The 25,225-nt window shown below is 43.9% G+C and carries 30 protein-coding genes and 4 pseudogenes; 22 read left to right on the top strand and 12 right to left on the bottom strand.

Translation table 11 applies throughout. The features are described 5' to 3' along the window. The first annotated feature begins 174 nt into the window (after positions 1 to 174). From MKP07_RS17845 to MKP07_RS17860, 4 genes are read left to right on the top strand one after another with little or no spacing between them, the layout of a single operon-like run. Positions 175 to 588: a winged helix-turn-helix transcriptional regulator gene (locus tag MKP07_RS17845; RefSeq protein WP_240848388.1), complete on the top strand. Its 414-nt coding sequence runs from the start codon at positions 175 to 177 to the stop codon at positions 586 to 588. 34 nt (positions 589 to 622) lie between these two features. After that, the gene (locus MKP07_RS17850; RefSeq protein WP_240848389.1) at positions 623 to 1,135 is read left to right on the top strand and encodes a methylated-DNA--[protein]-cysteine S-methyltransferase; all 513 of its coding nucleotides are present in this window, start codon (positions 623 to 625) and stop codon (positions 1,133 to 1,135) included. A gap of 16 nt (positions 1,136 to 1,151) precedes the next feature. Next, entirely contained in the window at positions 1,152 to 1,823 is a 672-nt protein-coding gene (locus tag MKP07_RS17855; RefSeq protein WP_240848390.1) for a DNA-3-methyladenine glycosylase family protein, read from the top strand. Positions 1,824 to 1,872: 49 nt separating this feature from the next. Further along, positions 1,873 to 2,457 carry a Crp/Fnr family transcriptional regulator gene (locus MKP07_RS17860; RefSeq protein WP_240848391.1) on the top strand — a complete coding sequence of 195 codons (585 nt, stop codon included), beginning with the start codon at positions 1,873 to 1,875 and terminating at the stop codon, positions 2,455 to 2,457. 231 nt (positions 2,458 to 2,688) lie between these two features. Here the strand turns inward: MKP07_RS17860 and MKP07_RS17865 are convergent, their stop codons facing one another. Next, positions 2,689 to 3,195, bottom strand: coding sequence for an isocitrate lyase/phosphoenolpyruvate mutase family protein (locus MKP07_RS17865; RefSeq protein ID WP_240848392.1), 507 nt, complete (start codon positions 3,193 to 3,195; stop codon positions 2,689 to 2,691). 39 nt (positions 3,196 to 3,234) lie between these two features. Further along, complete coding sequence (locus MKP07_RS17870; protein ID WP_240848393.1) at positions 3,235 to 4,050, bottom strand: SDR family NAD(P)-dependent oxidoreductase; 816 nt, start codon at positions 4,048 to 4,050, stop codon at positions 3,235 to 3,237. Between the two features lie 509 nt (positions 4,051 to 4,559). On the opposite strand from MKP07_RS17870, the gene MKP07_RS17875 reads away from it, so the two are divergent. Further along, positions 4,560 to 6,086, top strand: a complete 1,527-nt coding sequence (locus MKP07_RS17875) for an SdrD B-like domain-containing protein (protein WP_240848394.1) — start codon at positions 4,560 to 4,562, stop codon at positions 6,084 to 6,086. Between the two features lie 75 nt (positions 6,087 to 6,161). Here MKP07_RS17875 and MKP07_RS17880 read toward each other — a convergent pair whose 3' ends face one another. Next, on the bottom strand, positions 6,162 to 6,530 hold the full coding sequence (locus MKP07_RS17880; protein ID WP_240848395.1) for a VOC family protein: 369 nt from the start codon (positions 6,528 to 6,530) through the stop codon (positions 6,162 to 6,164). A 274-nt stretch (positions 6,531 to 6,804) separates the two neighbouring features. Between MKP07_RS17880 and MKP07_RS17885 the strand changes: the two genes are divergently transcribed. The 12 genes from MKP07_RS17885 (at position 6,805) to MKP07_RS17940 (ending at position 16,807) form a co-directional block, all read left to right on the top strand. Further along, a complete protein-coding gene (locus MKP07_RS17885) occupies positions 6,805 to 7,383 on the top strand; it encodes an HD domain-containing protein (RefSeq protein WP_240848396.1) in 579 nt (192 codons plus the stop codon). Between the two features lie 48 nt (positions 7,384 to 7,431). After that, a complete protein-coding gene (locus MKP07_RS17890; protein ID WP_240848397.1) occupies positions 7,432 to 7,992 on the top strand; it encodes a Pycsar system effector family protein in 561 nt (186 codons plus the stop codon). 2 nt (positions 7,993 to 7,994) lie between these two features. Beyond that, complete coding sequence (locus tag MKP07_RS17895; protein ID WP_240848398.1) at positions 7,995 to 8,258, top strand: hypothetical protein; 264 nt, start codon at positions 7,995 to 7,997, stop codon at positions 8,256 to 8,258. Next, on the top strand, positions 8,222 to 10,003 hold the full coding sequence (gene ppk1, locus MKP07_RS17900) for a polyphosphate kinase 1 (protein ID WP_240850923.1): 1,782 nt from the start codon (positions 8,222 to 8,224) through the stop codon (positions 10,001 to 10,003). Before MKP07_RS17895 ends, ppk1 begins: the two co-directional genes overlap by 37 nt. 11 nt (positions 10,004 to 10,014) lie before the next feature. Beyond that, complete coding sequence (locus MKP07_RS17905) at positions 10,015 to 10,560, top strand: hypothetical protein (protein ID WP_240848399.1); 546 nt, start codon at positions 10,015 to 10,017, stop codon at positions 10,558 to 10,560. A gap of 2 nt (positions 10,561 to 10,562) precedes the next feature. After that, positions 10,563 to 10,877, top strand: a complete 315-nt coding sequence (locus MKP07_RS17910; RefSeq protein WP_240848400.1) for an SdiA-regulated domain-containing protein — start codon at positions 10,563 to 10,565, stop codon at positions 10,875 to 10,877. Then, entirely contained in the window at positions 10,877 to 11,563 is a 687-nt protein-coding gene (locus MKP07_RS17915; protein ID WP_240848401.1) for a metallophosphoesterase family protein, read from the top strand. Before MKP07_RS17910 ends, MKP07_RS17915 begins: the two co-directional genes overlap by 1 nt. 17 nt (positions 11,564 to 11,580) lie before the next feature. Further along, positions 11,581 to 12,444, top strand: coding sequence for a metallophosphoesterase family protein (locus tag MKP07_RS17920; RefSeq protein WP_240848402.1), 864 nt, complete (start codon positions 11,581 to 11,583; stop codon positions 12,442 to 12,444). Between the two features lie 127 nt (positions 12,445 to 12,571). After that, positions 12,572 to 13,381 carry a hypothetical protein gene (locus MKP07_RS17925; RefSeq protein ID WP_240848403.1) on the top strand — a complete coding sequence of 270 codons (810 nt, stop codon included), beginning with the start codon at positions 12,572 to 12,574 and terminating at the stop codon, positions 13,379 to 13,381. 11 nt (positions 13,382 to 13,392) lie between these two features. Then, positions 13,393 to 14,484, top strand: coding sequence for a BamA/TamA family outer membrane protein (locus tag MKP07_RS17930; RefSeq protein ID WP_240848404.1), 1,092 nt, complete (start codon positions 13,393 to 13,395; stop codon positions 14,482 to 14,484). 32 nt (positions 14,485 to 14,516) lie between these two features. Further along, on the top strand, positions 14,517 to 15,068 hold the full coding sequence (locus tag MKP07_RS17935; RefSeq protein ID WP_240848405.1) for a hypothetical protein: 552 nt from the start codon (positions 14,517 to 14,519) through the stop codon (positions 15,066 to 15,068). After that, positions 15,056 to 16,807 carry a GAF domain-containing protein gene (locus MKP07_RS17940; RefSeq protein ID WP_240848406.1) on the top strand — a complete coding sequence of 584 codons (1,752 nt, stop codon included), beginning with the start codon at positions 15,056 to 15,058 and terminating at the stop codon, positions 16,805 to 16,807. Before MKP07_RS17935 ends, MKP07_RS17940 begins: the two co-directional genes overlap by 13 nt. Here MKP07_RS17940 and MKP07_RS17945 read toward each other — a convergent pair. Both MKP07_RS17945 and MKP07_RS17950 read right to left on the bottom strand, forming a co-directional pair. Continuing rightward, positions 16,804 to 17,355: a phosphatase PAP2 family protein gene (locus tag MKP07_RS17945; RefSeq protein ID WP_240848407.1), complete on the bottom strand. Its 552-nt coding sequence runs from the start codon at positions 17,353 to 17,355 to the stop codon at positions 16,804 to 16,806. The two genes, MKP07_RS17940 and MKP07_RS17945, sit on opposite strands and share 4 nt — an antisense overlap. Then, a complete protein-coding gene (locus MKP07_RS17950; protein ID WP_240848408.1) occupies positions 17,301 to 17,660 on the bottom strand; it encodes a hypothetical protein in 360 nt (119 codons plus the stop codon). Before MKP07_RS17950 ends, MKP07_RS17945 begins: the two co-directional genes overlap by 55 nt. 161 nt (positions 17,661 to 17,821) lie before the next feature. On the opposite strand from MKP07_RS17950, the gene MKP07_RS17955 reads away from it, so the two are divergent. Beyond that, entirely contained in the window at positions 17,822 to 18,127 is a 306-nt protein-coding gene (locus tag MKP07_RS17955) for a hypothetical protein (RefSeq protein ID WP_240848409.1), read from the top strand. A 17-nt stretch (positions 18,128 to 18,144) separates the two neighbouring features. After that, positions 18,145 to 18,696, top strand: a complete 552-nt coding sequence (locus tag MKP07_RS17960) for a helix-turn-helix domain-containing protein (protein WP_240848410.1) — start codon at positions 18,145 to 18,147, stop codon at positions 18,694 to 18,696. A 64-nt stretch (positions 18,697 to 18,760) separates the two neighbouring features. Here MKP07_RS17960 and MKP07_RS17965 read toward each other — a convergent pair whose 3' ends face one another. The 7 genes and pseudogenes from MKP07_RS17965 to MKP07_RS18000 all read right to left on the bottom strand — a co-directional run bounded on the left by MKP07_RS17965 (position 18,761) and on the right by MKP07_RS18000 (position 22,647). Continuing rightward, positions 18,761 to 18,931: a hypothetical protein gene (locus MKP07_RS17965; protein ID WP_240848411.1), complete on the bottom strand. Its 171-nt coding sequence runs from the start codon at positions 18,929 to 18,931 to the stop codon at positions 18,761 to 18,763. Positions 18,932 to 18,936: 5 nt separating this feature from the next. Further along, positions 18,937 to 19,281 carry an alpha-L-fucosidase gene (locus MKP07_RS38890; protein ID WP_262919355.1) on the bottom strand — a complete coding sequence of 115 codons (345 nt, stop codon included), beginning with the start codon at positions 19,279 to 19,281 and terminating at the stop codon, positions 18,937 to 18,939. Then, positions 19,278 to 19,559, bottom strand: a complete 282-nt coding sequence (locus MKP07_RS38895; protein ID WP_317235851.1) for an alpha-L-fucosidase — start codon at positions 19,557 to 19,559, stop codon at positions 19,278 to 19,280. The genes MKP07_RS38890 and MKP07_RS38895 overlap by 4 nt, the downstream gene beginning before the upstream one ends. Then, positions 19,556 to 20,514, bottom strand: a pseudogene (locus tag MKP07_RS42680) (alpha-L-fucosidase). The gene MKP07_RS38895 and the pseudogene MKP07_RS42680 overlap by 4 nt, the downstream one beginning before the upstream one ends. After that, positions 20,414 to 21,168: pseudogene (locus MKP07_RS42685) on the bottom strand (beta-xylosidase family glycoside hydrolase). The pseudogenes MKP07_RS42680 and MKP07_RS42685 overlap by 101 nt, the downstream one beginning before the upstream one ends. Next, positions 21,168 to 22,060: pseudogene (locus tag MKP07_RS42690) on the bottom strand (glycoside hydrolase 43 family protein). Before MKP07_RS42690 ends, MKP07_RS42685 begins: the two co-directional pseudogenes overlap by 1 nt. A 425-nt stretch (positions 22,061 to 22,485) precedes the next feature. Continuing rightward, positions 22,486 to 22,647, bottom strand: coding sequence for a hypothetical protein (locus MKP07_RS18000; protein WP_240848416.1), 162 nt, complete (start codon positions 22,645 to 22,647; stop codon positions 22,486 to 22,488). A gap of 327 nt (positions 22,648 to 22,974) precedes the next feature. Here MKP07_RS18000 and MKP07_RS18005 point away from each other — a divergent pair. From MKP07_RS18005 to MKP07_RS18015, 3 genes and pseudogenes are all read left to right on the top strand, one after another. Next, positions 22,975 to 24,401, top strand: a pseudogene (locus MKP07_RS18005) (GH39 family glycosyl hydrolase). Further along, on the top strand, positions 24,398 to 24,535 hold the full coding sequence (locus MKP07_RS18010) for a hypothetical protein (RefSeq protein WP_240848417.1): 138 nt from the start codon (positions 24,398 to 24,400) through the stop codon (positions 24,533 to 24,535). Before MKP07_RS18005 ends, MKP07_RS18010 begins: the two are co-directional and overlap by 4 nt. A 187-nt stretch (positions 24,536 to 24,722) precedes the next feature. After that, positions 24,723 to 25,139 (top strand): glycosyl hydrolase family 28-related protein, encoded by a 417-nt coding sequence (locus MKP07_RS18015; RefSeq protein ID WP_240848418.1) that lies wholly within the window; start codon positions 24,723 to 24,725, stop codon positions 25,137 to 25,139. Positions 25,140 to 25,225: the final 86 nt, after the last annotated feature.

Below are 25,225 nucleotides of genomic sequence, written 5' to 3' on the forward strand. Positions count from 1 at the left end.
ATCTCATTTTTTTGAGGATGCAAATATTGCTGTATAGAGCGTGAAGCGCCTGGGCTTCCGGTAGTGCATCTTGTAATTGAAAAAAAGTAGTAGTGATTTGCTACTACTTTATTTACCTTTGCCTGGTAATGATGCGGAGGTGTTCCTGTCTGCGTTTTTAATTCATAGATTTATATGAAGTCTTTAGTAATGAGGTCTCGTTGTCCCATTAGCTGTACATTAGATCTGCTGGGAGATAAATGGAGTTTACTGATCCTGAGGGATCTGTTGTTTTTTGAAAAGAATTCTTTTGGCGCTTTTCTGCTTTCCAGGGAGAAAATAGCGCGAAATATCCTGTCGGACAGGTTGGAGCATCTTTTACAGAGAGGATTTATGGTTAAGGAAATGGCGCCTGAGAATAAGTCGAAATTCCTGTATTATCCTACAGAGAAAGCCGTTGACCTGGTTCCATTATTACTGGAGTTAGCTGTGTGGAGTGAAAAACATGAACCTTTCAGCAAGTCGAAACCCGAGGTGACCGCCTTTAAAAATAGTAAAGGTAAAGCCCTGCGTGATCTCAAAGCAAGAATGCGGACATTGGGAAATTAACGACAGAGAACTATCTGCGACGAATAGAAATAATATGGAAATAAACCAACGAGTAGTATATAAGGACCTGGTATCGCCTGTGGGCTTGATCCGGTTGATCGCTTCCGGTATAGGTTTAATGGCCGTTTTATGGGAAGGGGAGGATTATACAAGAACAAAACTGCCCGGCGCTGTAAGAGATGATGAAGATGTGATATTGATGCAGGCGGGGCAGCAGCTCGAAGAGTATTTTACGAAACAAAGAAAGGTTTTCGATATCCCGTTGGATCTGAGGGGGACCGAATTTCAGTTAAGTGTTTGGAATGCTTTGCTGGATATTCCTTACGGAGTCACGAAAACTTATGGGGCGCTTGCCCGTAAGTTGGGAGACATTAAAGCTGTAAGGGCCGTTGGCGGTGCGTTAAATAAAAACCCGGTGGCTGTTATAGTGCCTTGTCATAGGGTGGTGGGAGCATCGGGCAAGCTGGTAGGCTTTGCCGGTGGTCTTGCAAACAAATATATTTTACTCGATATTGAAAACGGCTATAAAATGCCGAAACTTTTTTAACTCAATTACCTGGATCGTGAAAGGAAAGTCAAAGAATTTATTGGTGGCGGCGCCTACATTCAATACCAAAAATTACGAGGAAATATGCAAGTGGCTGGCCGGCCGCGATAACGACCTCAGGGCCATTCTGGATGCGCATGGCTATCCTCCTATGTGGACAAGAGAAAATAGCTTTGAGTCGCTGGTACATATTATCCTGGAGCAACAGGTGTCATTAGCATCCGCCCTGGCTGCGTTGCATAAACTAAGAGAAAAAGTAAAATCAGTTACGCCGGAAAATGTGCTTAAGCTTAGCGATGAAGAAATGCGGGCTTGTTTTGTAAGCCGGCAAAAAATGGGTTATATAAGGGGGCTCGCTGCTGCAATAGAAAATAAAAGTATCGATTTAGAAGCACTCGCAATCATGCCTGAAGAGGATATACGTAAAATATTGATTTCTTTAAAGGGCATTGGTGACTGGACGGTTGATGTTTACCTGATGTTTGTTCTTCGACGGGCAGATATTTTCCCGATTGGAGATCTTGCTGCAGTAAATGCAGTAAAACGATTAAAGCAGCTGGCTGCTTCAACCAACAGAGAGGATGTGCTGGCTATCAGCGAAACCTGGAAGCCGTTTCGGACAGTTGCCAGCATGATGCTTTGGCATTATTACCTGTCTAATACGGGGAAGAAAGATCTGCCTGTTTGATCAGTAATATATTTTCGCTGCAAGAAGTTCCCGCAAAAGATAAAATTATATGGAGGCCGAAGAAGTATTAAGACAACATTTGCTGAAAACTATAACGCTTACCGATGAGGAGTTTGCGTATATAAGCGCTCATTTTAAACCGCTTTCTTTTAAGAAGGGGCAGGTGATTATTGCCCCGGGTGATAAGGTGGACTCAGAATATTTTGTGTTGAATGGTTGTTTGAAATCCTATGCTACGAATGATGATCTGAAAATGTTTATTCTGCAGTTTGCGATGCCTGGATGGTGGGCCTCTGATTACAATGCTCTAGTGTACCAGTTGAAGGCAACGATTACTGTTGATTGTATCACGGATGCGGAAGTGCTTTGTTTGAGCACCGACGACCGGGAAAAACTCTGTAATGAAATACATCAGTTCGAACGGTTCTTTCGGTTAAGAACCAATAAAGGCTATGTAGCAGCACATAAGCGGTTGCTTTCTTTTATGAATAACGATGCGAGAGGCAGATACGAAGAGTTGATGAAGACTTATCCCGAGCTCTACAATATGGTACCCAAGCAATTGATCGCCGCTTACCTGGGTGTATCCAGAGAAACATTGAGCAGGCTAAACTATAAGAAGCATATGTTTTAGCCTGACCAGTAATTGCTCCATTGCTAATATAACTATTACTCAGCTATTTCGTTTACGGTAATTTTTTCTACTGGTTTAGGCAGATACCACAGCATAAAGCCAACCAGCAATCCGCAACCTATTTGTGCGCCCAGTGCATAATGATAGGCCACTTGTATACTATGCGTGTGATCTACCCAAACAAGACACATCAGAAAATGGAACAAAATGGCTCATAAGCCAATAGTGAAATCACTGAAACCCAATAACGAATCGTCTACAAGCAGCGATAAGCCTGCTTTCTTTTTCTGCCGCTGATTGTAAAAGAAATAGATAAAGATGCCGGCTCTTAATACCAGTAATGCAAAACTCCACCAGGTCTGGCCCGATTCTCTTCCTTGTATGGGTGGATATATCATGCCTTTCTTCAATATTGATCCCTCCAATGCCGGCGTCCAACAAAATCTTTACGTTCTCCGCAACTACCGGGGGATTACCGCTATAGCCATTTTCAAAATCAACGGATAGGGGTACTTTAATAACACGGGCAATGCTTCTTGCCACCTGCGCATTGAGGGTAGCGCTCATCCTATATCCGTCAGGATAACCTAGCGCCCAGGCTACTCCCGCGCTGGTAGTAGCAATGGCCGTTGCTCCCGCATCTTCGATTATTTTTGCGTTTGCCGCATCCCGGGCATTGGGCAAGATCAATGGCTTCGCTTGCCGGTGCAGGCTGCTAAATATTTCAGCTGTATTCATAATCTTCTTTTATCATTTTGATGAATGAAACGAAATGGATCAGCCATGTGCTTCATCAGAAACCTGTTTCCACGCGTCCCATTCAGCCCAGCGCGCTTCATAATTTTGTTGTACCAGCGGATAAGCTACTTTGCCAAGAAATAATCTTAGCGGTGGTTGTTCGCTGTCTACCAATTGTAAAATGGCTTTTATAGTAGACTCGGGATTTCCGAAAAAGTCTGGTGTGAAGTTGGCATACAGATCAGCTTTTACCTGCTCATACACTTCAATTGGTTCCGTATGTATGGCCGATCCGCCGCCCCAGTCTGTTGAAAAGGCGTTGGGTTCTACCAAAGAAAGTTTAATACCAAAGGGCGCAACTTCAGGAACCATTGATTCGGTTAATCCTTCTACTGCAAATTTCGAGGCATTGTAGATGCCGAGTACAGGTACGGTAGCTACACCCAGTACACTTGATACCTGTATAATATGCCCGGATTTTTGTTCCCGCATAATGGGTATGGCAGCTTGTGTAGCCCAAAGAAGGCCAAAGAAATTAGTCTCAAACTGATCTCTTGCCTGTTGCTCTGTGGTTTCCTCAACAGCACCAAAAAGACCGAACCCTGCGTTATTAATTAGCACATCAATTCTTCCGAAATGATCCCTGGCTTTATTTACTGCAGTAAAAACAGCCTCCCTGTTATTTACATCCAGCTGAACCGGTAGGATATTGTCCTTATACTGTTGAACCAGGTCTTCCAGGTTCTTGATATTGCGGGCGGTAGCAATCACTTTATCGCCGCGTTTCAAAAAAGCTTCAGCCCAGATTTTACCGAATCCTTTGGAAGCACCTGTAATAAAAATTGTCTTTGACATTGTTATTTATTTTTTGTTAATCAATTGATGGTGTAGACATGCTATCACTATCGTTACACAAAGGTGGTAAGGAAACAGGAGCTCATTGTGTGACGCGCATCACATTTGAATAGGTTGTTCAATTATGTGACCTGCGTCACATTGGGTAGGCAGGGGCGTTTTATAATCCGGCAACCAGTTGGTATTCCGGTGTTCATCCTTTGGCAGAATGCTTTCATCGAAGATATTCAGTAGCTAATCGAAAATGGGCTGGATGAAGCACTATTGATGACTAGCTTGCACGTTGATAAAGGATAAAGTGCCTCATTCAGTTACAAGAAAGTTACTGTTGGTTGAGTTTTCGCAAATGAAGCAGGGATCTGTCCCCGACCAATATCCAAAATCACAAAATTGAGTCTAAACAAAAAAATAACCGGTAACGACCGGATAATGACTCTGTCTGTTATAACTTTTAAGAAAGTTGCATGAACAATAGGAACACAGTTCTTACATTATTTGCCTGTTTGTTAATGGCAAATATTTATGCTCAACGGGTATCGGGGATTTATACCAGTTTTAATTATAATGGTACCGGCTACTGGCATAGTACCGGTCCAGGTACGGGAACCGTTAACCAGCCTGGTGATAGCCATGACCTGCTGGCATTTACCTGGAAAGGAGCTACCTATACTACTGGTGTAGATGATGCACGTATCGAGGCTATTACACCCACTGTGCCTTCATTGGTTAAACAAACATTCAGGGCGCTTCCGGTGAGTGCTTTACCGGCACCCGCTTCAGGTACCTTTGTAGGAGTAGGTGTTAATTATGTTACAAACACCGCCAATACCAGTATGGAATACTATCTTACTGATGGTGTGCGCGGTCTTAATTTAGGCACCGGTATTTACAATCTTCCTACTGGTAAGATCAGCAAGTACACCATACAGGTGAATACTACCGCTTTCACATCGCCGGCTATATTGATCACACAGGTAGGCAGTTATGCTACAGATATTAATGACGAATTTTATTTTGTAGATGCTGCGGGAAATGTACTGGGCCAGAAACGTATTATCGATTTTGATACGATAGGGTCAGTAGGAATAGGCCGGTATAAATTCTATAATATACTTTCTTCAGGATTAGTTTACAATTCAAGTGTAAGCAGCAGTGCTACAAGAGATATCAGGCTGGTGGCTTTTTCCCTGGCCGATTTTGGCATAACCTCTGCTAACATGGCCCAGGTACACCAGTTCTGGCATAAGCTTTCCGGTAACAGCGATCAGGCTTTTATCGGCGCTTATAATACAGAAACAATCAAGGTCTTCCAGTCTATAAGCGGGTTTGTATATGTTGGCGGATCGACACCCGGAACCCCGGGATATGCAGGTGCAACTGTAACTATTTACAATGAAACGGGTATTGCGGTAGGTACTACTGTCACCAATCCTGCCGGTTATTATTTGTTTGGCGACCTTGCTCCCGGTAACTATACCATCCGGCTAACTGTTCCCAATGGCCGTACAATTACCGGGGCATCAGACAGTCAAACAGATGACAGTATTGCTGTAACACTGGCCGACGAACCGGTTACCAATACCTGGTTTTCTTTGAACCAAACTCTGCCAGTGGATTTTGGGGCCGTAACTGCAAAAATGACGCAAAATGGGTTGCTGGTAAACTGGAGCACTTTAAAAGAAATGAATAATGATCACTTTGAAGTAGAAGCCTCTTCAGATGGAGCTCATTTTCATACCCTGGGAAGTCTTTCTTCCAAAGCAATTGAGGGCGATTCCGATAGCACTTTATTTTATGTTTTGGAAATCAACCGGGAAAAGTTAAATGCTGTATTGGGCTTGACACTCTCAATGCTTTCCCTGGTATCCATGGCCGGATTCAAAAAAAGGAGATGGGTACTGGTGGTGCTGGTGGCTGTAACAGGTTGTATGCCTGCAGCAAAAATGAAAACAGTATGGTTACTAAAGAGACCGAGGTTTTTGTACGTATCAAACAGGTTGATAAGGATGCAAACTTTAAATACAGCAAGACTGTAAAAGTTGAACAATACTAATACCTGATTTTAGTATACATGGGTTTTGCCACACCACAGAAGCCTGTGTTTCGGGTTCTTATTTTCGTTCCTGAACATTAAAAACAGTGCCCGCCGGGTCCATGATCCAATGCATGTTGGATGGCAGTGCCTCAATATCGTCGCAGAGGGTTACATTATTGGCCTTTAAGTATTCCGTGGTTGTATCCATATCAGGTACGGTTAACTGCAGCCAGGTTTCCGAATGCGTATAGTTGTCAACACAATCCAGCCACAAAACATTAGATCCAAATACTATCTTATGAGTCTTGGAAACTGTGGGGTTCTGAATCGGTTGCTCCTCCACTTCTAATTTCAAAATATCCCTGTAAAACAATACGGTTTGCTCATATTGGTGTTTGGGTATTTTGATCGCAATATTAATACCTGCCTGAAAATGTATATCCATTATTAAATTTTTTAATATAGTGCCAGATCACATCCTTTTACCGGATTCGTTTAATACGGGTTAAAATTAAAAAGACTTCAGCTGGTTGCTCTTGTCATGAGACAAGAAAACAATTTTGAAGCGGATACAAAAAAGATAGCATGTTTTGAGCTGAAAAAGCATTGGCTTCTTTGCCACCGTTGTTTTTATCAATACATTTATTATAAAATTGCGGGAGCCGATGCCCGGTCAAACAATATATTTTTTGAATTGTTAAGCATTCAACAACGCTATTATGGATTTTAAGCTTATTCTGCAGGCAATCAGCAGCTATGTGGGTGATTATTTTAAGGAGCATGGTTCCGAAGAGCTCCTGTATCACAATTATGAGCATACGGCCTCAGTAGCCACCGCAGCTGCCGAATTAAATGAGCATTACAGGTTGTCGGAGCAGGATGACTTTGTGGTTCGGGCCGCTGCCTGGTTCCATGACCTGGGTTACCTGGTAGACCCGGATAACCATGAGGCAGCCAGCGTTGTTTTGGCAGAAAATTTTTTAAAGCAAAAACAGGTTTCATCCGTCATTATAGAAGAAGTAAAAGCTTGTATATTGGCTACACGAATGCCCCAGAAACCTAAAAACCTGCTGCAGCAAATTGTTTGCGATGCAGATATGTCGCATTTTTCAACTGATTCGTTTGCTGAAAAAAGCAAACAGCTGCGAAAAGAACTGCAAACACGTTGCGGACTGGCTATCAGCAAAAATGCCTGGCGTCATCAAACCATTTGCCTGCTCGAAGTGCACCAGTATCATACCGATTATGCAAGAGCGCACTGGAATGTCAAAAAATGGAAAACCTGGAGGATCAGTTGAAGAAAGATAAGAAATCGAAGGATGAGGAAACTGTAGCGGGCGAAGAGAGTGGAGGCAAAAAAACAAAAAGGTAGTGGCGACCGCCCTGAAAAAGGAATAGAAACCATGTTTCGCATTACCTCTACCAATAATCAGCGCCTGAGTGATATGGCTGATAAAAAAGCTGATATTCTGATTACAGTGAATTCTATCTTATTATCAGCTATATTGAGTTTATTGATCCGCAAGCTGGAGAGCAATACCCATTTGGTGATACCAACGATCATTATACTGGTGATATCTGCTGTTACGCTTATCTACGCCATCCTGGCTACCCGGCCAAAAATCCCCAGTGGTGTATTTAGCCAGCGGGATGTGGATAGTAAAAATGTAAACCTATTGTTCTTTGGTAACTTTTATAAAATGGACTTTGAAGAATATAAGAAAGGTATGTGGAGAGTGATGGAAGACCGGGATTTCTTATATGGCTCCCTGGTAAAAGACGTGTATTCGCAGGGTATTGTGCTGGGGCGTAAGTATAAGTTATTGCGCATCGCCTATAATGTGTTCATGTTTGGATTAATGGCCGCTATTATAGCATTTGTAATCGCTATTTTTTCAATTGTATAAAAATGGGTATGGAATTGAAAGGACGTGATTTTAGCTGGCTTGAATTTAATGAGCGTTTACTATTTGAAGCGGCGGATAATACGGTGCCCCTGGCAGAACGTTTAAAGTTTTTGTCGATCTACTCTTCTAACCTGGATGAGTTTTCCAGGGTGCGTATTCCTACTATTATTGCCCTGGGAAAATACAGAAACAGAGCAAAGCCGATAATGCGGCCGCGGTTGCCGGTGTTATCAACCAACAACAGGATAGGTTTGGACGAATTGTAAAAACGGTAAAAGAAGAGCTAAAAAAGAAAAACGTTAATATAGTATACAATGAACCCATTCCGGCCATTGTATGCAAAGAAGTGACGGATTATTTCTTTGCTCAGATCGCCGCTTTTCTGAGAGTAGCCTATCCGCAGTCTGCGGGTGATTTCTTCCCCGAAAACAATCATGTTTATTTAGCAGCAGAACTAAAAACAGGTAACAGTAGCCAGCTGGCAGTCATTACCATTCCATCCGATCACATACCCCGGTTTTTTTCAGTAACAAAAGAGGGGATTCAATATGTGATCTTTATCGATGATATTATTAAAATGCAGCTGCTCTCATTATGGCCAGGCATTACCGTGAATGCAGCTTATAGCTTTAAAGTAACCCGCGATGCAGAAATTGACCTCGATGATGAATATCGGGGCAATTTGGCACAGAAGATAGCGGCACAGATCGCCAAACGAGATTTTGGTTTAGTTACACGCCTGCTTTACAATGCTGCAATGCCCGAAGCTTTGTTGCAACAACTGGTGCGTAGCCTGGGACTGCAAAACGCAATGATCATGCCGGGTGGGGCTTATCATAACCTGAAGGATCTTTCGGCGATCCCCATTAAAGAGGCATCTTTAAAAGACGAACCCTGGCCGGCCGTGTTGTATCCTTTGTCCGAGCCAACTTTACTGGAAAGTATTAGCAGGCAGGACATCTTATTACACTTGCCGTTTCATAATTATGATATGGTACTGCGCTTCTTTAATGAAGCCGCACTCGATAGAACCGTTACAGAGATCAGCATGACCATGTATCGCATATCCGGTACATCGAAAATTGCGGAAGCCCTGATCACAGCAGCACTGAGTGGTAAAAAAGTGACGGTTTTTGTAGAACTGAAAGCCCGGTTTGATGAGGCCAACAATATTAGCTGGGCCAGGAAAATGAAAGCTGCGGGTATCCGGATCATATACAGCATCCCGCAAATGAAAGTACATGCCAAAGTAGTGCTGGTAAAAAGGAAATGCCAAGGGCACTGGCAGTACCTGGGACTGTTAGGAAGCGGTAATTTTAATGAGGTAACCGCCCGTTTTTATACCGACCAGGTGTTGATGACCAGTAATGCCGGTTTATTGAAAGATCTTGACCAACTCTTCAAACTATTAAAGAAAAATAAAAAATCTTTTACAAGCGATGCATTGCTCCCGCAGCAATTACTGATAGCTCCTTTTAATTTACAAAGTCGCTTTGCCGAGTTGATCGACAGGGAGATGTCGCATGCCAGGGCCGGACGAAAGGCTGAAATGATCGTTAAGATCAATAACCTGGAAGATGAAAAGATGATCAGGAAACTGTATGAAGCATCTAATGCAGGTGTTACAATACAACTCATTGTAAGAGGCATTTGCAGGTTGCTGCCCGGTGTAGAAGGACAGAGTGAACATATTACAGTAAGGAGAATTGTAGACCGCTACCTGGAACATGGGCGTATTTTCTGGTTTTACAATAATAGTGAGGACGAAATTTATATGGGGTCGGCCGACTGGATGACCCGCAATTTATACCGTCGTATTGAAGTGTGTTTCCCGGTACTGGATAATAGCCTGAAGGCCTCATTGCGTCAGGTACTGGATATTTATTTGGAAGACACCAGCAAGGCAACATGGATTACTGCCGGAGGCGCTCATACTCCGGTTGTGGCAAAGGGTAAAAAGGTACAGGCACAGGCTGCCATGTATCAGTGGGTAAAAGAGCAAAGTCAATAAAACCAAAAAAGATGATGCGGAAAGAGTTAATTATTTTTTTATTGTTCGGGTGTTTGGCACTGCTGGCCTGTGGCCAGCAGGTTGAAGAGGCTCCGCCGGCGCCTTCTGGTTATGACTGGTCGGCATACGAAAAAATAATATTATCAGATGATTTGCTGGAGGTTTCCGGAATTGCGTTTGCCCCGGGGCGCTACGACACCTTATATGCCCAGCAGGATGAAGAAGGTGCAATTTTCAGGGTAGGGCTTCCTTCGGGCAAATATAAAAGGATCGACTTTGGTAATGCCGGTGATTATGAAGACATCGCCATCCTTGCAGATACTTTGCTTCTGCTGGAGTCGGACGGTTCTTTCTACGGGTTCCGGCTTGATAGTGTTACAGGTAAAAAGTCAAAACCTTTTGGGTATTTTGAAAAGATACTACCCAAAGGAGAGTATGAGGGATTATTTGCAGATGCACTGACGGGCAGCTACTATGCTCTTTGCAAATCCTGCAAAGGAGATAAAAAAGTAAGCAGGCAACCATCTACCGGTTACAGTGGAACAACGACTCTTTAATAGTGACCGGGCATCACACCATCAATGTTGGTGAAATAATCGAAGCTTCCGGAAAAAAGAAAGTTGCGTTCGAGCCTTCCGCATTGGCTAGGCATCCGCTGACAGGTGAGTGGTATATCGTGTCATCGGTTAACAAAATGCTGGCAGTAATCAATGAACAGTGGCAGGTAAAGGCTACTTACCCGTTAAGCCGGAAATTACTGGCACAACCGGAAGGAATTGCCTTCGATGGTACAGGCAACATGTATATCAGTAGTGAAGGTGATGAGTTACAAGCCGGGAGAATATTGAAATTTGCTTATAAGAAGCCCCAATAATGAAACTAAGAACGCTTATTACATTGGCTGGAATGATTGCTTCGGCTGCTGTTGTTGCACAACCGAAGCCGGTGCAGCGTGTAATATTGATAGGTGATGCCGGTGAAATCAATCATGAGCAAACCACCGTGATCCCCGATGCCGCCGCTAAAGTATTGCCGGGTATTACTTCTGTTTTTTATCTGGGTGATAATGTATACCCCAGGGGCATGGGATTGCCAGGTACTAAAGCGGAAGGAGAGGGTAAAGCCATCCTACGTTCGCAATTCGGGCCTTTACGGGCTAAGGGCGCGCCGGTATATTTTCTGCCCGGAAACCACGATTGGGATCGCATGGGGAAACAGGGGCTTGCTAAAGTCAAGGCACAAAGTAATTTTATTGCAGCCCAGAACGATTCTCTGTTAAAACTCATTCCTGCTAATGGCTGTCCCGATCCGGTTGAAATTGCTTTGGGAGACGAGGCGGTGGTGATTGCCTACGATTCGGAGTGGTGGCTGTTTCCATACAATAAAGAAAATAAGGATGCCGAATGTGATTGCGATACGGAAACTGAAGTATTGGAGAAGCTGGCGGGCTTGTTCTGGAAAAACAAAGATAAACTCATCCTGCTTGCCAGTCATCATCCCTTCCGTTCTTATGGCGTACATGGAGGAAGTATAACTGGAAGGATCATTTGTTCCCGTTAACGACACTTAATAAGAATATGTGGATACCCTTGCCCGGGATCGGTTCCCTCTATCCATTGTTGCGTAAAAGTGTTTTCCTGAATGCTGAAGACCTGGGCCATCCACAATACCAGCACCTGATTGAACGGGTAGAAGCCATAGCCGAAGGGTTCCCGAATATTATTAAGGTAGCGGGGCACGAACATGGTTTACAGCTCATCGATAATAAAGGCTTACAGGTAGTAAGTGGAGCGGGCGCTAAAAGCACTTATGCCAAAAAAGGAAAGCACGCACTGTTCACCGACGAAAGACAGGGTTTTGTATTGCTGGACGTTTACGCAGACAAAACATCTGCTATACAGTTTAATGTATATGGCAAAGACGGCGTTATGCGCGAAGCGTATCAGCATGCGGCGGCTTATGTAACATCTGATAATAAGGATGCAACGGGAAACAGCGATTTGCAGGGGGATTCTGTAACGGTAGCAGCGAAAGCGGCTTATAATGATGTAGGCCGTTTGCACCGAAAAATATTCGGAGAAAATTACCGGAAAGAATGGGCTGCCCCAACCCGGTTGCCTGTGCTGCACCTGAGCCGGCTACAGGGTGGATTAAAACCTTTGCAGCGGGGCGGCGGTATGCAAACAGTTTCGCTACGCCTGGCAGATAGCAGTGGTAAAGAATGGGTGTTGCGTAGTGTTAACAAAGTTCCCGATGCCGTACTGCCCGAAGGTTTGCGCAGTACTTTTGCGAGTGACCTGGTTGATGACTATGTAAGCGGCCAGCATCCTTATTCAGCCCTCATCATTCCTCCGTTAGCTAATGCAATAAAAGTTCCCCATGCTTCTCCGGTAATAGGGGTAGTAGCGCGGATCCGAACCTGGGTATGTATAATCAGCTAATGGCCGGCAGTGTAGCCCTGTTCGAAGAAAGAGAACCGGGAGGCAACTCTGATAACTCAGAGAAATTTGTAAAAGCATTAATAAAGGATAACGATAATACCTTTAAAGCCAAGACTTTTTCAGGGCCATGCTGCTGGATCTGCTGGTGTCTGACTGGGACCGGCATGAAGACCAATGGCGTTGGCTGAATACAAGCGATACTAAGGATAAAGATTATGCACCAGTGCCCCGCGACCGCGACCAGGTGCTGAAGATCAACACCGGTATTGTTCCCAAAATGATCACGAGAAGCTGGCTGATGCCTACTTTCCAGGGCTTTGATAGTATTATACCTTCAGTGAAATACTCTTTGTATAAGCATCGGTTTGTACACGCGTTTCCCGCTTTCCAGTTTACGAAAAAGGAGTGGAAAGATATGACGGAAGATTTTATGCAGCGTATTACTGATTCTGTGATCGATGTTGCCATAGCACAGTTACCGGCTTCATCCAGGGAGATAAGAGGTCAGGAGCTGGCAGCAACCATGAAGAAGCGGCGTGATCAGCTACCAGCGGCGATGGACCGGTACTATCGTTTTTATAACCAGGTAGTAGATCTGCGACTCAGCGATAAAAATGAGCAGGTGGTTTTAAAAGATGCACCGGATGGCGGTTTGCATTTAACCATCAGGAAAATTAACAAGGATGGCGAAGTAAAAGGAAAACTGGTAGACCGGGTATATGACCCGCAAATCACCCGTGAGATCAGGTTGTATACCGGTGGCGGTGACGACACGATACAAGTTAATTATGTCTCCTCTTCCATTAAACTCAGAATGATCGGGGAAAGGGCAATAAACATATTGCCGTTGATAAGCCCGGGCCCCGTATCCGGTTTTATAGCAACTCGGGTGGTGTCACTTATTCCGGTGATGAAAGCCGTATTCATAAAAAGATAAGCGATGATTCTTTGCAAACGGCCTTTGTGCCGGTAAACCTGTATTCTAAAACCATGCCCCTGGTTACCGGCGGCTTCAACCGCGATGATGGATTGATACTGGGCGGTGGTTTCAGGCATATACAACAAAAGGGATTTCGAAAACTACCTTATAGCAGCTCGCAGCAGTTGCTGCTTTCAGGAGCTTTTGCTACGGGAGCGTTTCAGCTTAAATTTAAGGCGGACTGGATCGATGTGCTGGGCCGTGCCGATATAGAACTGCATGCCTCTACTTATGCCCCGCATAACACCCATAACTTTTTCGGATTGGGTAATAATACGGTATATGATAAAACCCATTCTATCAGTTATTATCGTAGCCGCTATACCCTGGCCCAGGTAGATCCTTTGCTTCGCTGGAGGCTGGATAAAAATGTGACCCTGCGATTGGGCCCCTCTTTCCAGTATTTCAGTATGGAAGCTGATGATAATGAAGATCGTTTTATTCTGACCCACCCGCTTTTGAGTTACGACAGCGCCACGCTCACTCGTAGAAAAGCTTTTGCCGGTGCTTTGTTTTCTTACGAGAAAGACGGTCGTAATAATACATTGTTCCCAACAAAAGGGGGCTATTTTTCGTTACACATTAAGGCCTATACCGGTTTGAACCGTTATAGTAGTTCGCTGGTGCAGGCCCTGCCCGTTATGGCAGTTTATATGCCGCTGAATCATCAGTCATCCATTATACTGGCCAATCGTACGGGAGGTGGGGTTACTTTGGGGCATGCTGCTTTCTACCAGTCTGTTTTCCTGGGCGGACATGATAATTTGCGGGGTTTCCGTAACTATCGTTTTGCAGGCGAGCACATGCTGTATAATAACCTGGAGCTAAGGCTGCGTTTAGCGCAAATTGGCAGTTATATTCTGCCAGGTCAGTTAGGGGCCACATTCTTTTATGATGCCGGTAAAGTATGGGCAAAAGGCGGTGATAGCGGTGAAATACACCAGGGTGTTGGTGGCGGTATTTATTTTGCGCCTGCAAATATTGCAGTATTTCAATTATTGGCAGGATATTCTAAGGAAGGGTGGAACCCCACTTTACTATGGGGTTCAGATTTTAACTAAAACAACTAATGGATCGATTTCTACATAAATATTTGGATATTAATCAAATTAATACAAGCTTTTCCTTTGCGCCCTATTACCGGTTTTTGCAGAAAAGAAAGGAAGGGACGGATGATGTGAAAAAGCAAATGTTCCAATACTTTGCGTCGCGCATAGAAGAAGCAGGGGTACAGGAGCGGGACGTATCGGTTGACGAATTACCGAACTTTAAAGAGCTGCTGGACATTTTATATGTAAGCCTCACCAATATAACTATCGACGGTGATAAAGATATCTGGGGTATTACCGCACCGTTTGCATCTACGTTTGCCTACGGAACTCCCTCTTTGTATCGCTCGTTTATTGATAAAGAAAGTGGCTGGCTGAAACCGGAATTTGAGTCGAATTTTAAGGAGATTGGCCTGGCGGCATTAAAAAATATTTATCATACGATATTAGATCAGCTTTATGGTATTGCTCATCCGTCAAAAGATGAATTCATTTATCGCTATATAGATGCAAGTACAGGCTTATACCGATTCTTCAGGATCCATTTCAATCAAGACTTTATTGAGACGCAGTATAACGGGAATTGCCTGAAATAAGTGAGCGTATGATCACCGGTATTACCGAAGACGATCTTTTTGTACGTTACATGCTGAGGAAACTACCGCTTACCGGATTTCGTTTCCGGGGATTTGGCACAGTGACCATTGTTGATGTTACCCAGCAACAAACCATGGTGTATATCAAAGAGCGGTTGTGGAAGCTGAAAGATGATGTATCCTGTATGGCTACTGCTTATGAAGATCTTCGACTGGCTATAAAATCTATGCTCGGTTCCAATAAGATAGAGATCGGCGCGATGCCCTTTATTATTATGAACGGGCGTATGGTGCGAAAAGCGGGAGAGGGATTGGTTGGCGGTTCTACATTAAGCGAACAGGAAGTACAAACCTTTTTCAAAGCATTTGAAGCAGGAGGGAAGCCGGTAGTGGTAGATGATATCAACGAAACAGGGACCAGGTTTCCTTTGGTTGAAAAAATTCTGAGCGGAACAGCTTACCGAACCTACGCCGCCATGCCGGTTTTTTACCAGCAGAAGGTTTATGGAGTGGTGGAGTTATTTGCTACAGAGCCAGGATTGATTACTGCTGAGCGCATCAAACTAATGGAACGCCTGTATATAGAGCTGGCACAATTGATGAAAGTAGGGCATGAAATGTTTGAAAATGACATCCGTGCAGTAATCTCGGACCGCTTTACTGTGATACAGCCCTCTGTAGCCTGGAAGTTTGATGAGGTGGCCCTGGCTTATTTGCAACAGCAAAAAGTGCATGGTAAAGTGATCCAGAAAGAACCTATTGTTTTTGAGTCCGTATATCCTTTTTACGGCGCAGTAGATATTCGCAATTCATCTCTTATCCGGAATAATGCCATACGTGCCGATTGGCAACTGCAGCTACAATGGTTGCGTAAAACCGCAAATGAACTAGCACAATTCAATCTGCCCTATGTACAACAGCTGATGCAACAGCAGATAGAGTTTTTGAAGGATAACAATGTTGATCAGCCGATCAGCAGCGAAACGATTTCTACTTCCAATGCATTGGATAAAGTGCTGCGAAAACTGTTAGGCGCTTTGCGACAGGAGCAGCCTGAAACGGCCACTATTTGTACTGCTTATCTCGATGCCATTGACCTGACTAAGGGTTCCTGTAGCATCAACCGGCGTAACCTGGACATGTCGATGCAGCAGACCATCGCAGGCATAGACACACTGCTTGATGAAATGAACAGCCGGATGCAGGAGGTATACCCGGCTTATTATAATAAATTCCGTACCGATGGTATAGAATATGATCTGTATGTAGGGCAATCTATCAGCCCGCAAAAGCCGTTTAGCAATGATCAGCTACACGAACTGCATATTATCCAATTGGAGTACATGCGCAAAGTGGCGCTGGCTAATGCGGCCCAACAGCATGCACTCCTGGTGCCGCTGCATTCAACACAGCTTATTTTTGTAAACAGCGATGTGATCGATATTACCTTCAGAGAAGATGAAAAACGTTTTGATGTAGAAGGGGCTTATAATATCCGTTATCAAATGATCAAGAAGCGAATGGATAAAGTGCACCTGCGCGATTCGAACGAACGCCTCACACAACCTGGCAAGATCGCTATTGTTTACATTAACGAAACGGATGTAGATGACTATAAAGTCTTATTAGAGCAACAGGTAAAGAAAGGTTTGTTTACCAATCTCGAACATCTGCAACTCGAAGACCTGCAGGGTATCAGTGGCCTGAAAGCATTACGGGTTACCATTAATGAGAATTAATACTTGGGTATTCTTTTAGGCTTTTTCTGGCTGGCTTTCCAAACAGCTTTGGTAACAAAATGTCCCATCAATGAACCAAGAACCACATCGCTGGCCCAGTGGCGGTTATGATAAATCCGGGAGGCTGCGGTAGCAGTAGCAATGGTGTACGCTAGCGGTCCCACCCATTTATGCTCCTTAAACTCCAATGCAATCAAAGTAGCCGCAGTAAAAATGGTATTGCTATGTCCACTCGGCGAAGAAGTGTAGCCGGGTTTGGCAAAGGGGGCAGCATAGTCCCAGGAAGACGTAGCCGCATCTGGCCGGTTGCGACGGATCAGCTTCTTGGAAGCCGTATAGATTACCGTTGAAATAGCCAGTGCTTTGGCGCCTGTAAGTCCGGCCGATTCTATTCTGGGTTGTTTGGTGATAGCACCTACAACATACATAGCTGGAAAAAGGTATAGCCCATAGGTATTACCAAAAGGCTCCACTACTCTGGCAAAACTTTCCCCTACGTTAGAACGGTTATGTTGTACCACATTACGGATCTCCCAATCTGCCAGCAATAGAGTGCCGGTTCCCAGGGCCAGTAAAGAAAAACGGGTCCAGTCTTTTTATCCCAATGAGCAGGCCGGGAAAGAGTATAAGTAAGTGAAGGGATAAAGCTTTTAAGATAATCTTTGTTCAGCCTGTAGTACGTGGCTGTATCCTTGTAAGTAATTGAAACTGTAGTAGCGCTGTCGGGTAATGCCGGTGCATTGTTTTTACTGCTATCTGTTTGTGCGCCTGCCAGCTGGCTGAGAAAAAGGCAAATAAGCAAAAAGTATTGTTGCAAACGAAAAAATCCCCCATTCCTTAAAATTTCAAACACAAATATACAGGATGTGACGTGTGATAGGGAACCCGGATGCCGTGTGGCGTGAATTTGTATTAATAATCATTTTTCTCCTGTAATTTTAGCAAGACGGTGGCATTTTAACAACTTACTTTATTATATACAGGATATAATAGCATTTGAGTAACATACTGGTTATGGCCAGAAGAATATTAAAACATAGCTTTTCATTGTTACATGTAGACCATGTAAGACTAAACCGGAAGTGGAATTATAACAACGTGATCAGTCCCTACATCCGTATATATTATATCGACCAGGGGCAAGGCGTTATATCTACAATAACTGAAAAATTGATATTGGAGCCGGGTTATTTATATATTATTCCCAGCTTTACACTTTGCGATTTACAATGTACCCACACTTTAAGTCAGTACTTTATTCATTGTTTCGAAGATTCACCCTCTGGCTTGTCTTTGTTTCATCAATGCGGCAGCCATTGAAATTAAAAGCTACTGAATTGACTATTCAGAATATAAAACAATTGCTAAGTATCAATCCTAACAGAAAAATATATCGTTCTGACAATCCCATCGTTTACGAGCAAAATATTTACTACAGAGAATACCAGGAACTTAATAACCGGCAATCAGACGCGGTATTTATGCAAACCCAGGGTATCTTGTTGCAGTTACTCTCCCAGTTTCTAGCATTGGTTGATTTTAAAAAAGGAAGCTCTTCTAAAATACCTTCGGTAATACTGGACGCTATACGATTTATCCAAATCAATCTTTCTGCTGATATTAAGGTGACTTACCTCGCGAAGCGGGCCAATCTCCAGGCCGACTACTTTTCCAGGATATTTCTTAAACATTCAGGCGAAAGGCCGCTGCAGTATATACAAGCCAGGAGAATTGAAAGAGCGCAATATCTTATTGTAACCACTGATCTTCCTTTTTCAAAAATTGCAGAGGTTACCGGCTTTCAGGATATTCACTATTTTTTCAAAGTATTTAAGAAACAGACTCAAATGACTCCCAGGGAATATGCATTGAAAAATCATTTTGTCTAAACATTACTTACTGATATCTTACATTAAGATATTTTTATAAAGGCAGATTGAATAAACAACAATCCTATTTTTGATCTGCTAAATAGAGCCCCTCAATCTTTAAAACCCTCGCCTGTGTACCCGAATGTTCGGTTGGAAGCGATACTGTTAATCCCTGTTCGTTCTGAACAAAAGAGAGTTTTTCACGATTGTCTAATAAACTTACGTTTTTCACTTTTCCGAACTTCGTTGGCAACGAGGCTATTTGAATAGATTGCGTAGTTTCCTGCAGAAGGATAGCGTACAGGGTGTTTTCTTTTTAGTGAACCGTATCCGACTCTCACAGCATGTTGACCATGATCGGGTACCGTAAATGCTCTCACCATTTACAGCCAGCCAGGCACCAACATCCAGAAGGATTTCCTTTTGCGCATCAGGAATTGTTCCATCGCTTTTGGGTGATATATTGAGCATATAATTGCCATTACGGCTTACGTTTTCCACCAACCTGTGTATTACAGACCTGGCATTGGTTAACCTCATGCCTTCTACATAACCAAATTTTTCGCCTATCGGGTCATCTACCTGCCACACAAAATCGGTCAATTCCTTGGGCGCGCGCCCTGTCTTTCAAAATCCCGGATACTGCCTGCCAGGTACGCATCTGATTTGGTGCTGATAGAAACGGACTTGCCCCACTGTGACGCACGATTATAATAGTAAGCAGCAAACCGGAGCTTAACTGCATCCAGTTGCCTGCTGTTAACACCATTGTCGAACCAAAACATATCCGGCTGGTATCGATCAACCAATTCCTGGCATCGGATCAACCATTCTTCCTGGAAAGCTTTACTTTGCGGAGCATCGTTCTGGTCTTCAATCACTTCTTCACCAGCCTTAGCCGGCTTGCGAACAGGTGGCTTCTGCGGGGACCGTAAAAGTCGGCATACCGGGGGTCAAATAGATCCGTTTTTATTTTTAACTGCGGATACATGAAATCCCAGTGCTCCATGCGATGATTGGAGACGCCGAACTTTAAGCCTTGAGTTCTCACTGCTTTTCCCAACTCACCAATAAAATCGATATGGGGTCCCATATCCTTGCTGTCCCATTTTGTAAGCTTACTATCGTACATGGCAAAGCCGTCGTGATGTTCGGCGGTTGGCACTACATATCTGGCGCCACTTTTTTGAAAAGATCTGCCCATTCACTGGCATTAAATCGTTCCATTTTAAAGTGCGGAATCAGGTCTTTATAGCCCACCTGGTCAACCGAGCCGCCAAATCTTTCTTCGTGCCATTTGCGAACGCCCCCATTGCTGTACATGTGACGCGGGTACCATTCACTGGCGTATGCGGCCACTGTATAAACGCCGTAGTGAATGAAGATGCCGAATTTGCCATCGACAAACCATTCTGGTACTTTATAGTGCTGTCTGATGGACTCCCAGGATGGCTGATAAGGTCCTTTTGGGAGTTTCGTCAAGCTTCCGTTAGCACGCTGATGCGTTACGCGCGGAGGTGTGGGTTGCTCAACCGGCATATTGTCGGAGACAGTCTGTCCTGATACATTACTGTTAAAGTAAACGGATGAAATAATAAATACTATAAAAAGGCTCTTCATATGAGATGAATTAGAATGAGAAAATTTATCGGCTATAGCCAGTCTTAATTTTGTTATACAGGGTAATGGTATTTTACACAATATAGCTTCTCGCCTTTGCTGTGTTGCAGGTAATTCAATAGTTTGTAACATAGAAAGAATTGTATTTGCGGATAATGCCTGAACCTCTATTTTGAATAATGATAATGTAAAAATCAATATCCACATAACCGGCATCAGTTTTATTATTATAATTGTAAATAGCTAATCTATCTCCCCGGTAGCTGCCCCACATCATTTGGTAGATTTCGCCGAAGGCATTAAAGCTCTTTCCATCCACGCTGTAATAAAAGCGGCTTTTACCATCCAAACCCCAGGTGGTTTTTAGCCAGATCATAGGGTGGGTTATGACCGGCCCTTTTGTAAGTGCACCCTTCACGTTAAATTCCAGGTACCTGTTTGAGGCATCGCGTGCAATGCCCAAAGCAGCATAATGCGGCGAGCCGAAATGTGAAACCCCGCATGCTGCCCTTCGGTCATTTGGCTAATATCCATTTTTAGGATGACTTCATTTTCTGCAGTTCTCAGGGTTCTTTGTGTAAGGGTATTGCCGGCTTTCAACAGGTTGCCAATTTCTAGAGGTTGGAATGCGTAAAGGCGCAACCAACCTTTTCTTTCGTCCAAAGACCATTTATCTTTCCGCGGCTGATAGTTCCATTCCCATTGTGGTGAAAGCTGAAGGTTTGCGAAATCATCACTTGTTTGAATCGTAAATTTTCGCGCCGCTTTTACCGGTATTTTGCCTTTCCAAACCATGCTTCCAATATTTGCAGAATCGGGTTTTCCAATTATGGGCCAACCATCAATCCAGGTTACGGGCAATAAGCTCATCACGCGTCCGCTCCAATCGCCGGTTCCATGATGGGTAAGAAAGAACCAATTACCTTGTCGGGTTTGTACGATACCACCCTGGTTGGGTTCATTAAATTTTTTTGTGGATAGCTTAATTGTTTTGGACCTTCATAGGGCCCCCAGATATTTTTTGAACGCTCCATCATTACAGTACGCCCGCCCTTCTTTACTTCACTAAAAAAATGATAGTACAGTCCATTAAACTTGTACAGCTTGTTAGCCTCGCTACCTTTGCTTTGGTAAATAATTTTATCGGAGTCTTCTAGCAGTCTCGTTCCATCCGCTGTCATTTTCCATAAATGGACTTTATATCCGTCGCCGAAAGCAGTGCCTATTAGGTAACCCTGGCCATAATCATCCCAAAAAGGGCAACAGTCATCCCAGCCTTTAGCATTCAATACCTGCTGTAACGGTGCCCAGGGTCCTTCGGCCTTTTTGCTGTGCTCATAAAGTACCCTTCATCGGGCGTGCCAAAATAAACCCAGAATTTGTTCGCATGATATCGTATTGCACCTGCCCAGATGCCACGTCCATAGCGGCTCATCCGGTCCCAGTTCAATTCGGGAGAGATCTGTTTTAGGTCTTCTACAACATGACTCACTATTTTCCAGTTTATCAGGTCCTTCGAGCTAAGAACAATCATGCCGGGCGAATATTGAAATGTAGAGGAGATGGCGTAATAATCGTCTTCAACCCGGATACAATCCAGGTCGCTGTAGTCGGCAGGTAAAATAGGGTTGGCATAGGTGTCATTTTCCTGGCTGCCCCAGCTTTGCCAGTAACCCCATTTAGGCAGGGTATCTGTTTGCGCTGCAGCTGAACTACCCGCGACAGATGAAATATATACCAGGATAACAAATAGTACTTTCATTTTTATAAAAATCTACTGAAAACCATACTCCTTATTTACCGGGATGAATACATCAACTGGCAAAGGAAACAATGGGTTGCTTTTTTATTTGCCAGCGATGGACTTCCGCTATCCGCTCTACCCCTGCGCTCGTTTTTCTATTATCTACACTGCTCTATGAAGCCTTTGCCAATGTACGCTTAAACATAGCGAAACTTTGTTGTAAAGAAATCAGGATGCCGGCAAGCAAACCGTCAGTCAGGTTCGTTCTACAAAGAAACTTCAATTTGCTTTCTGTCCATTACACGAATAAGACTTTTTATTATACAAATCCGACTATTGAAAAAAGCAAACGTTTCCTAATATTTTAAGTAGTCACGCCTAATCAATAATTAAATTACCAGCGCCTGAAGCTGGAAAATTTTCTCCAATCGATGACTGGTTGCTCAAAGAACGCTGTTATAAAGCGTTCCGTTTCGATCCGAACTTACATGTATCACCAGGTGGTTTTCATGTTCGCTTTTTCTTTTCCAGTTCACCAAATCCGGATGATTTCCGTGTGGCCCGGCGTAAATGGCGCTTTTAAGCGGGGCTTTATTCTTTTTCATATTGTTCAGATTTAATGTTATCAAAATAACTTTAAATAGAGGCGCTGAACAATCCTTAAAACGAGGAATTCTGCACTCATTATAAATAAGGAGAAGTAAGGTACGGCAGCCGCCTCAGAAATAGCGATAGGGACAGATTGCTACCTGCTGCATGAATAAGCCACGGAATTAAAGGAGCAATACCTTTAACTTTGGAAATTCGTAAATCACCTTTATCCCATGACCAAAGTTTTTATGCTTATATGTTGCCTGGGTATTTTCAATATGGCCTATGCTCAAAACGATACAGCCTTAATACAGGTAAACCTGCAACAGGAGCAGGGAGCGATGCAACCCCTATGGGCCTGGTTCGGGTACGATGAGCCCAATTATACTTATATGAAGGACGGTAAAAAGCTGTTAAGCGAAATAGCAGCGCTGAGTCCGGTACCGGTATACGTGCGTACCCATAGCCTGATGGTAACGGGCGATGGAAAAGCTGCTTTGAAATGGGGTAGTACGAATATGTATACAGAAGATGCCGCAGGTAACCCTGTATACAACTGGACCATTGTAGATAGTATATTTGACACTTATACTAAAAGGGGCATGAAGCCATTGGCGCAAATCGGTTTTATGCCGGAGGCGCTGTCAACCAATCCACAACCTTACCGGCATTACTGGAAGCCGGGCGATAAATACAGTGATATCGTTACAGGATGGGCCTATCCTCCAAAAGACTATAATAAATGGGCGGAGCTGGTGTACCAGTGGGTGAAACATTGTGTAGACCGGTATGGTAAAAAAGAAGTAGAAAGCTGGTATTGGGAAGTATGGAATGAGGCCGATGGGTATTATTGGAAGGGTACCCGAGAAGAATTTTTAAATTGTACGATTACTCCGCAGACGCCGTTAAAAGAGCGTTGCCAACCGCTCGTATTGGAGGCCCTAACACAACAGGCGGTGCTATGAAATGGCTGGATGCCTTTATAAAGCATTGTTTATATGAAAAGAATTATGCTACAGGTAAAACCGGGGCTCCGTTAGATGCGCTCCTCTTTCACGCTAAAGGGGCTCCCAAATTAGTGAATGGTGTTGTGGTGATGAGTATCCGCAATCAACTACGCAATATTGAAGACAACTTCAGAGTAATTGCCCGGTACCCGGAATTAAAAAACCTTCCCGTAATCCTGGGAGAAAGCGATCCCGAGGGTTGTGCCGCCTGTGGCATGGCTACCGATCCGCAAAATGCTTATCGTAACGGCACTATGTATTCCAGCTATACGGCGGCGTCGTTCGCCCGTAAATATGAACTGGCGCAACGATATCGTATCAATCTGCTGGGCGCGGTAACCTGGGCCTTTGAATTTGAAGACCAGCCCTGGTTCTATGGCTTTCGCGATCTGGCTACCAATGGAGTCGATAAGCCGGTGCTTAACGTGTTCAGGATGTTTGGACTGATGAAGGGGAGACAGGTGGCGGCAGAAAGTAACCGGCAATATGCTTTACAGGAAGTGCTCGATTCCAGCATTCGCCGTACCGCTACAGATATCGGTGTACTTGCATCTAAAGATCGAAATTCGGTGGCAGTAATGATCTGGAATTATCATGATGCAGACGAAAAAGGAAACATAGCGCCTGTACGCCTTTCCGTAAACCAGCTGCTAGCTAAAAAGGTAAAACTGGTCCATTATCGTATAGATGAGACTCACAGCAATTCTTACGAACGCTGGAAAAAATGGGCTCACCCCGGCAGCCTACAGCTTCCCAGGTGAAAGACCTGGAGCAATCGGGACAGCTACAGGTTATGGGCACAGAAAACCTAACGGTGTCGGGCGACGGCAGCATTGTTACTGGTTTTGTGTTGCCAAGACAGGGAGTTTCGTTAATTAAGCTGGAATGGGAATAAAGTAGATTTTCAGGCCGAGTAGTATTGGCTGCGAGCCGTTTTGAGACAGGATGCAGCAGGATAATTTAAGCAGTAAGGCGTTTATTTTCGTAGTAGTTTCCGGGAATAATACGCACATAAAAATGCAATATGCTGTATGATGAAAAAGCCGGTTTTCCTGGCTTAGCTCGGTTTCAATATCAAAAAAATGATGAAAGTAAAAATTTCCGGCGTTCTGCTGGCGGGTATATGGCTCTTGCTATGTTCTTTCCAAAAAAGCAGCAAAGTCTTAGTAAAGGAAGTAAAGGTGTCAACACCTTTTGGACAATTAACAATATCAACACCGGATTTTAGTAAATGTGCAACGTTTAATATTGTGAAATTCGGTGCTGTACAAGGTGATAAAGACAAGACTTCCGCGGCCATTGCCAAAGCTATTGAAGCGGCACATAAGGCTGGCGGCGGAATTGTATGGGTACCCGAAGGGGAGTGGCTGACCAAAAAGATCCATCTTAAAAGCAATGTCAACCTGCGTGTCAGCAAAGGAGCCGTGTTGCTCTTTCCGAATCTCCCGAAGATTATTTGCCTGCCGTCCATTCTACCTGGGAGGGCATGGAGTGCATGAACTATTCGCCGCTTATTTATGCCTATCAATGTAAAAATGTAGCAATCAGTGGAGGAGGAGAGATCAAAGCTAAAATGGATACCTGG

It is taken from the genome of Paraniabella hibiscisoli, assembly GCF_022512515.1.
Taxonomy (GTDB): domain Bacteria; phylum Bacteroidota; class Bacteroidia; order Chitinophagales; family Chitinophagaceae; genus Niabella; species Niabella hibiscisoli.

Coding starts and splice junctions, on each gene's coding strand:
- MKP07_RS17845 (WP_240848388.1), top strand. CDS start 175: ATGAAGTCTTTAGTAATGAGGTCTCGTTGTCCCATTAGCTGTACATTA.
- MKP07_RS17850 (WP_240848389.1), top strand. CDS start 623: ATGGAAATAAACCAACGAGTAGTATATAAGGACCTGGTATCGCCTGTG.
- MKP07_RS17860 (WP_240848391.1), top strand. CDS start 1,873: ATGGAGGCCGAAGAAGTATTAAGACAACATTTGCTGAAAACTATAACG.
- MKP07_RS17865 (WP_240848392.1), bottom strand. CDS start 3,195: ATGAATACAGCTGAAATATTTAGCAGCCTGCACCGGCAAGCGAAGCCA.
- MKP07_RS17870 (WP_240848393.1), bottom strand. CDS start 4,050: ATGTCAAAGACAATTTTTATTACAGGTGCTTCCAAAGGATTCGGTAAA.
- MKP07_RS17875 (WP_240848394.1), top strand. CDS start 4,560: ATGGCAAATATTTATGCTCAACGGGTATCGGGGATTTATACCAGTTTT.
- MKP07_RS17880 (WP_240848395.1), bottom strand. CDS start 6,530: ATGGATATACATTTTCAGGCAGGTATTAATATTGCGATCAAAATACCC.
- MKP07_RS17885 (WP_240848396.1), top strand. CDS start 6,805: ATGGATTTTAAGCTTATTCTGCAGGCAATCAGCAGCTATGTGGGTGAT.
- MKP07_RS17895 (WP_240848398.1), top strand. CDS start 7,995: ATGGGTATGGAATTGAAAGGACGTGATTTTAGCTGGCTTGAATTTAAT.
- MKP07_RS17905 (WP_240848399.1), top strand. CDS start 10,015: ATGATGCGGAAAGAGTTAATTATTTTTTTATTGTTCGGGTGTTTGGCA.
- MKP07_RS17915 (WP_240848401.1), top strand. CDS start 10,877: ATGAAACTAAGAACGCTTATTACATTGGCTGGAATGATTGCTTCGGCT.
- MKP07_RS17920 (WP_240848402.1), top strand. CDS start 11,581: ATGTGGATACCCTTGCCCGGGATCGGTTCCCTCTATCCATTGTTGCGT.
- MKP07_RS17925 (WP_240848403.1), top strand. CDS start 12,572: ATGCTGCTGGATCTGCTGGTGTCTGACTGGGACCGGCATGAAGACCAA.
- MKP07_RS17955 (WP_240848409.1), top strand. CDS start 17,822: ATGGCCAGAAGAATATTAAAACATAGCTTTTCATTGTTACATGTAGAC.
- MKP07_RS18000 (WP_240848416.1), bottom strand. CDS start 22,647: ATGAAAAAGAATAAAGCCCCGCTTAAAAGCGCCATTTACGCCGGGCCA.
- MKP07_RS18015 (WP_240848418.1), top strand. CDS start 24,723: ATGATGAAAGTAAAAATTTCCGGCGTTCTGCTGGCGGGTATATGGCTC.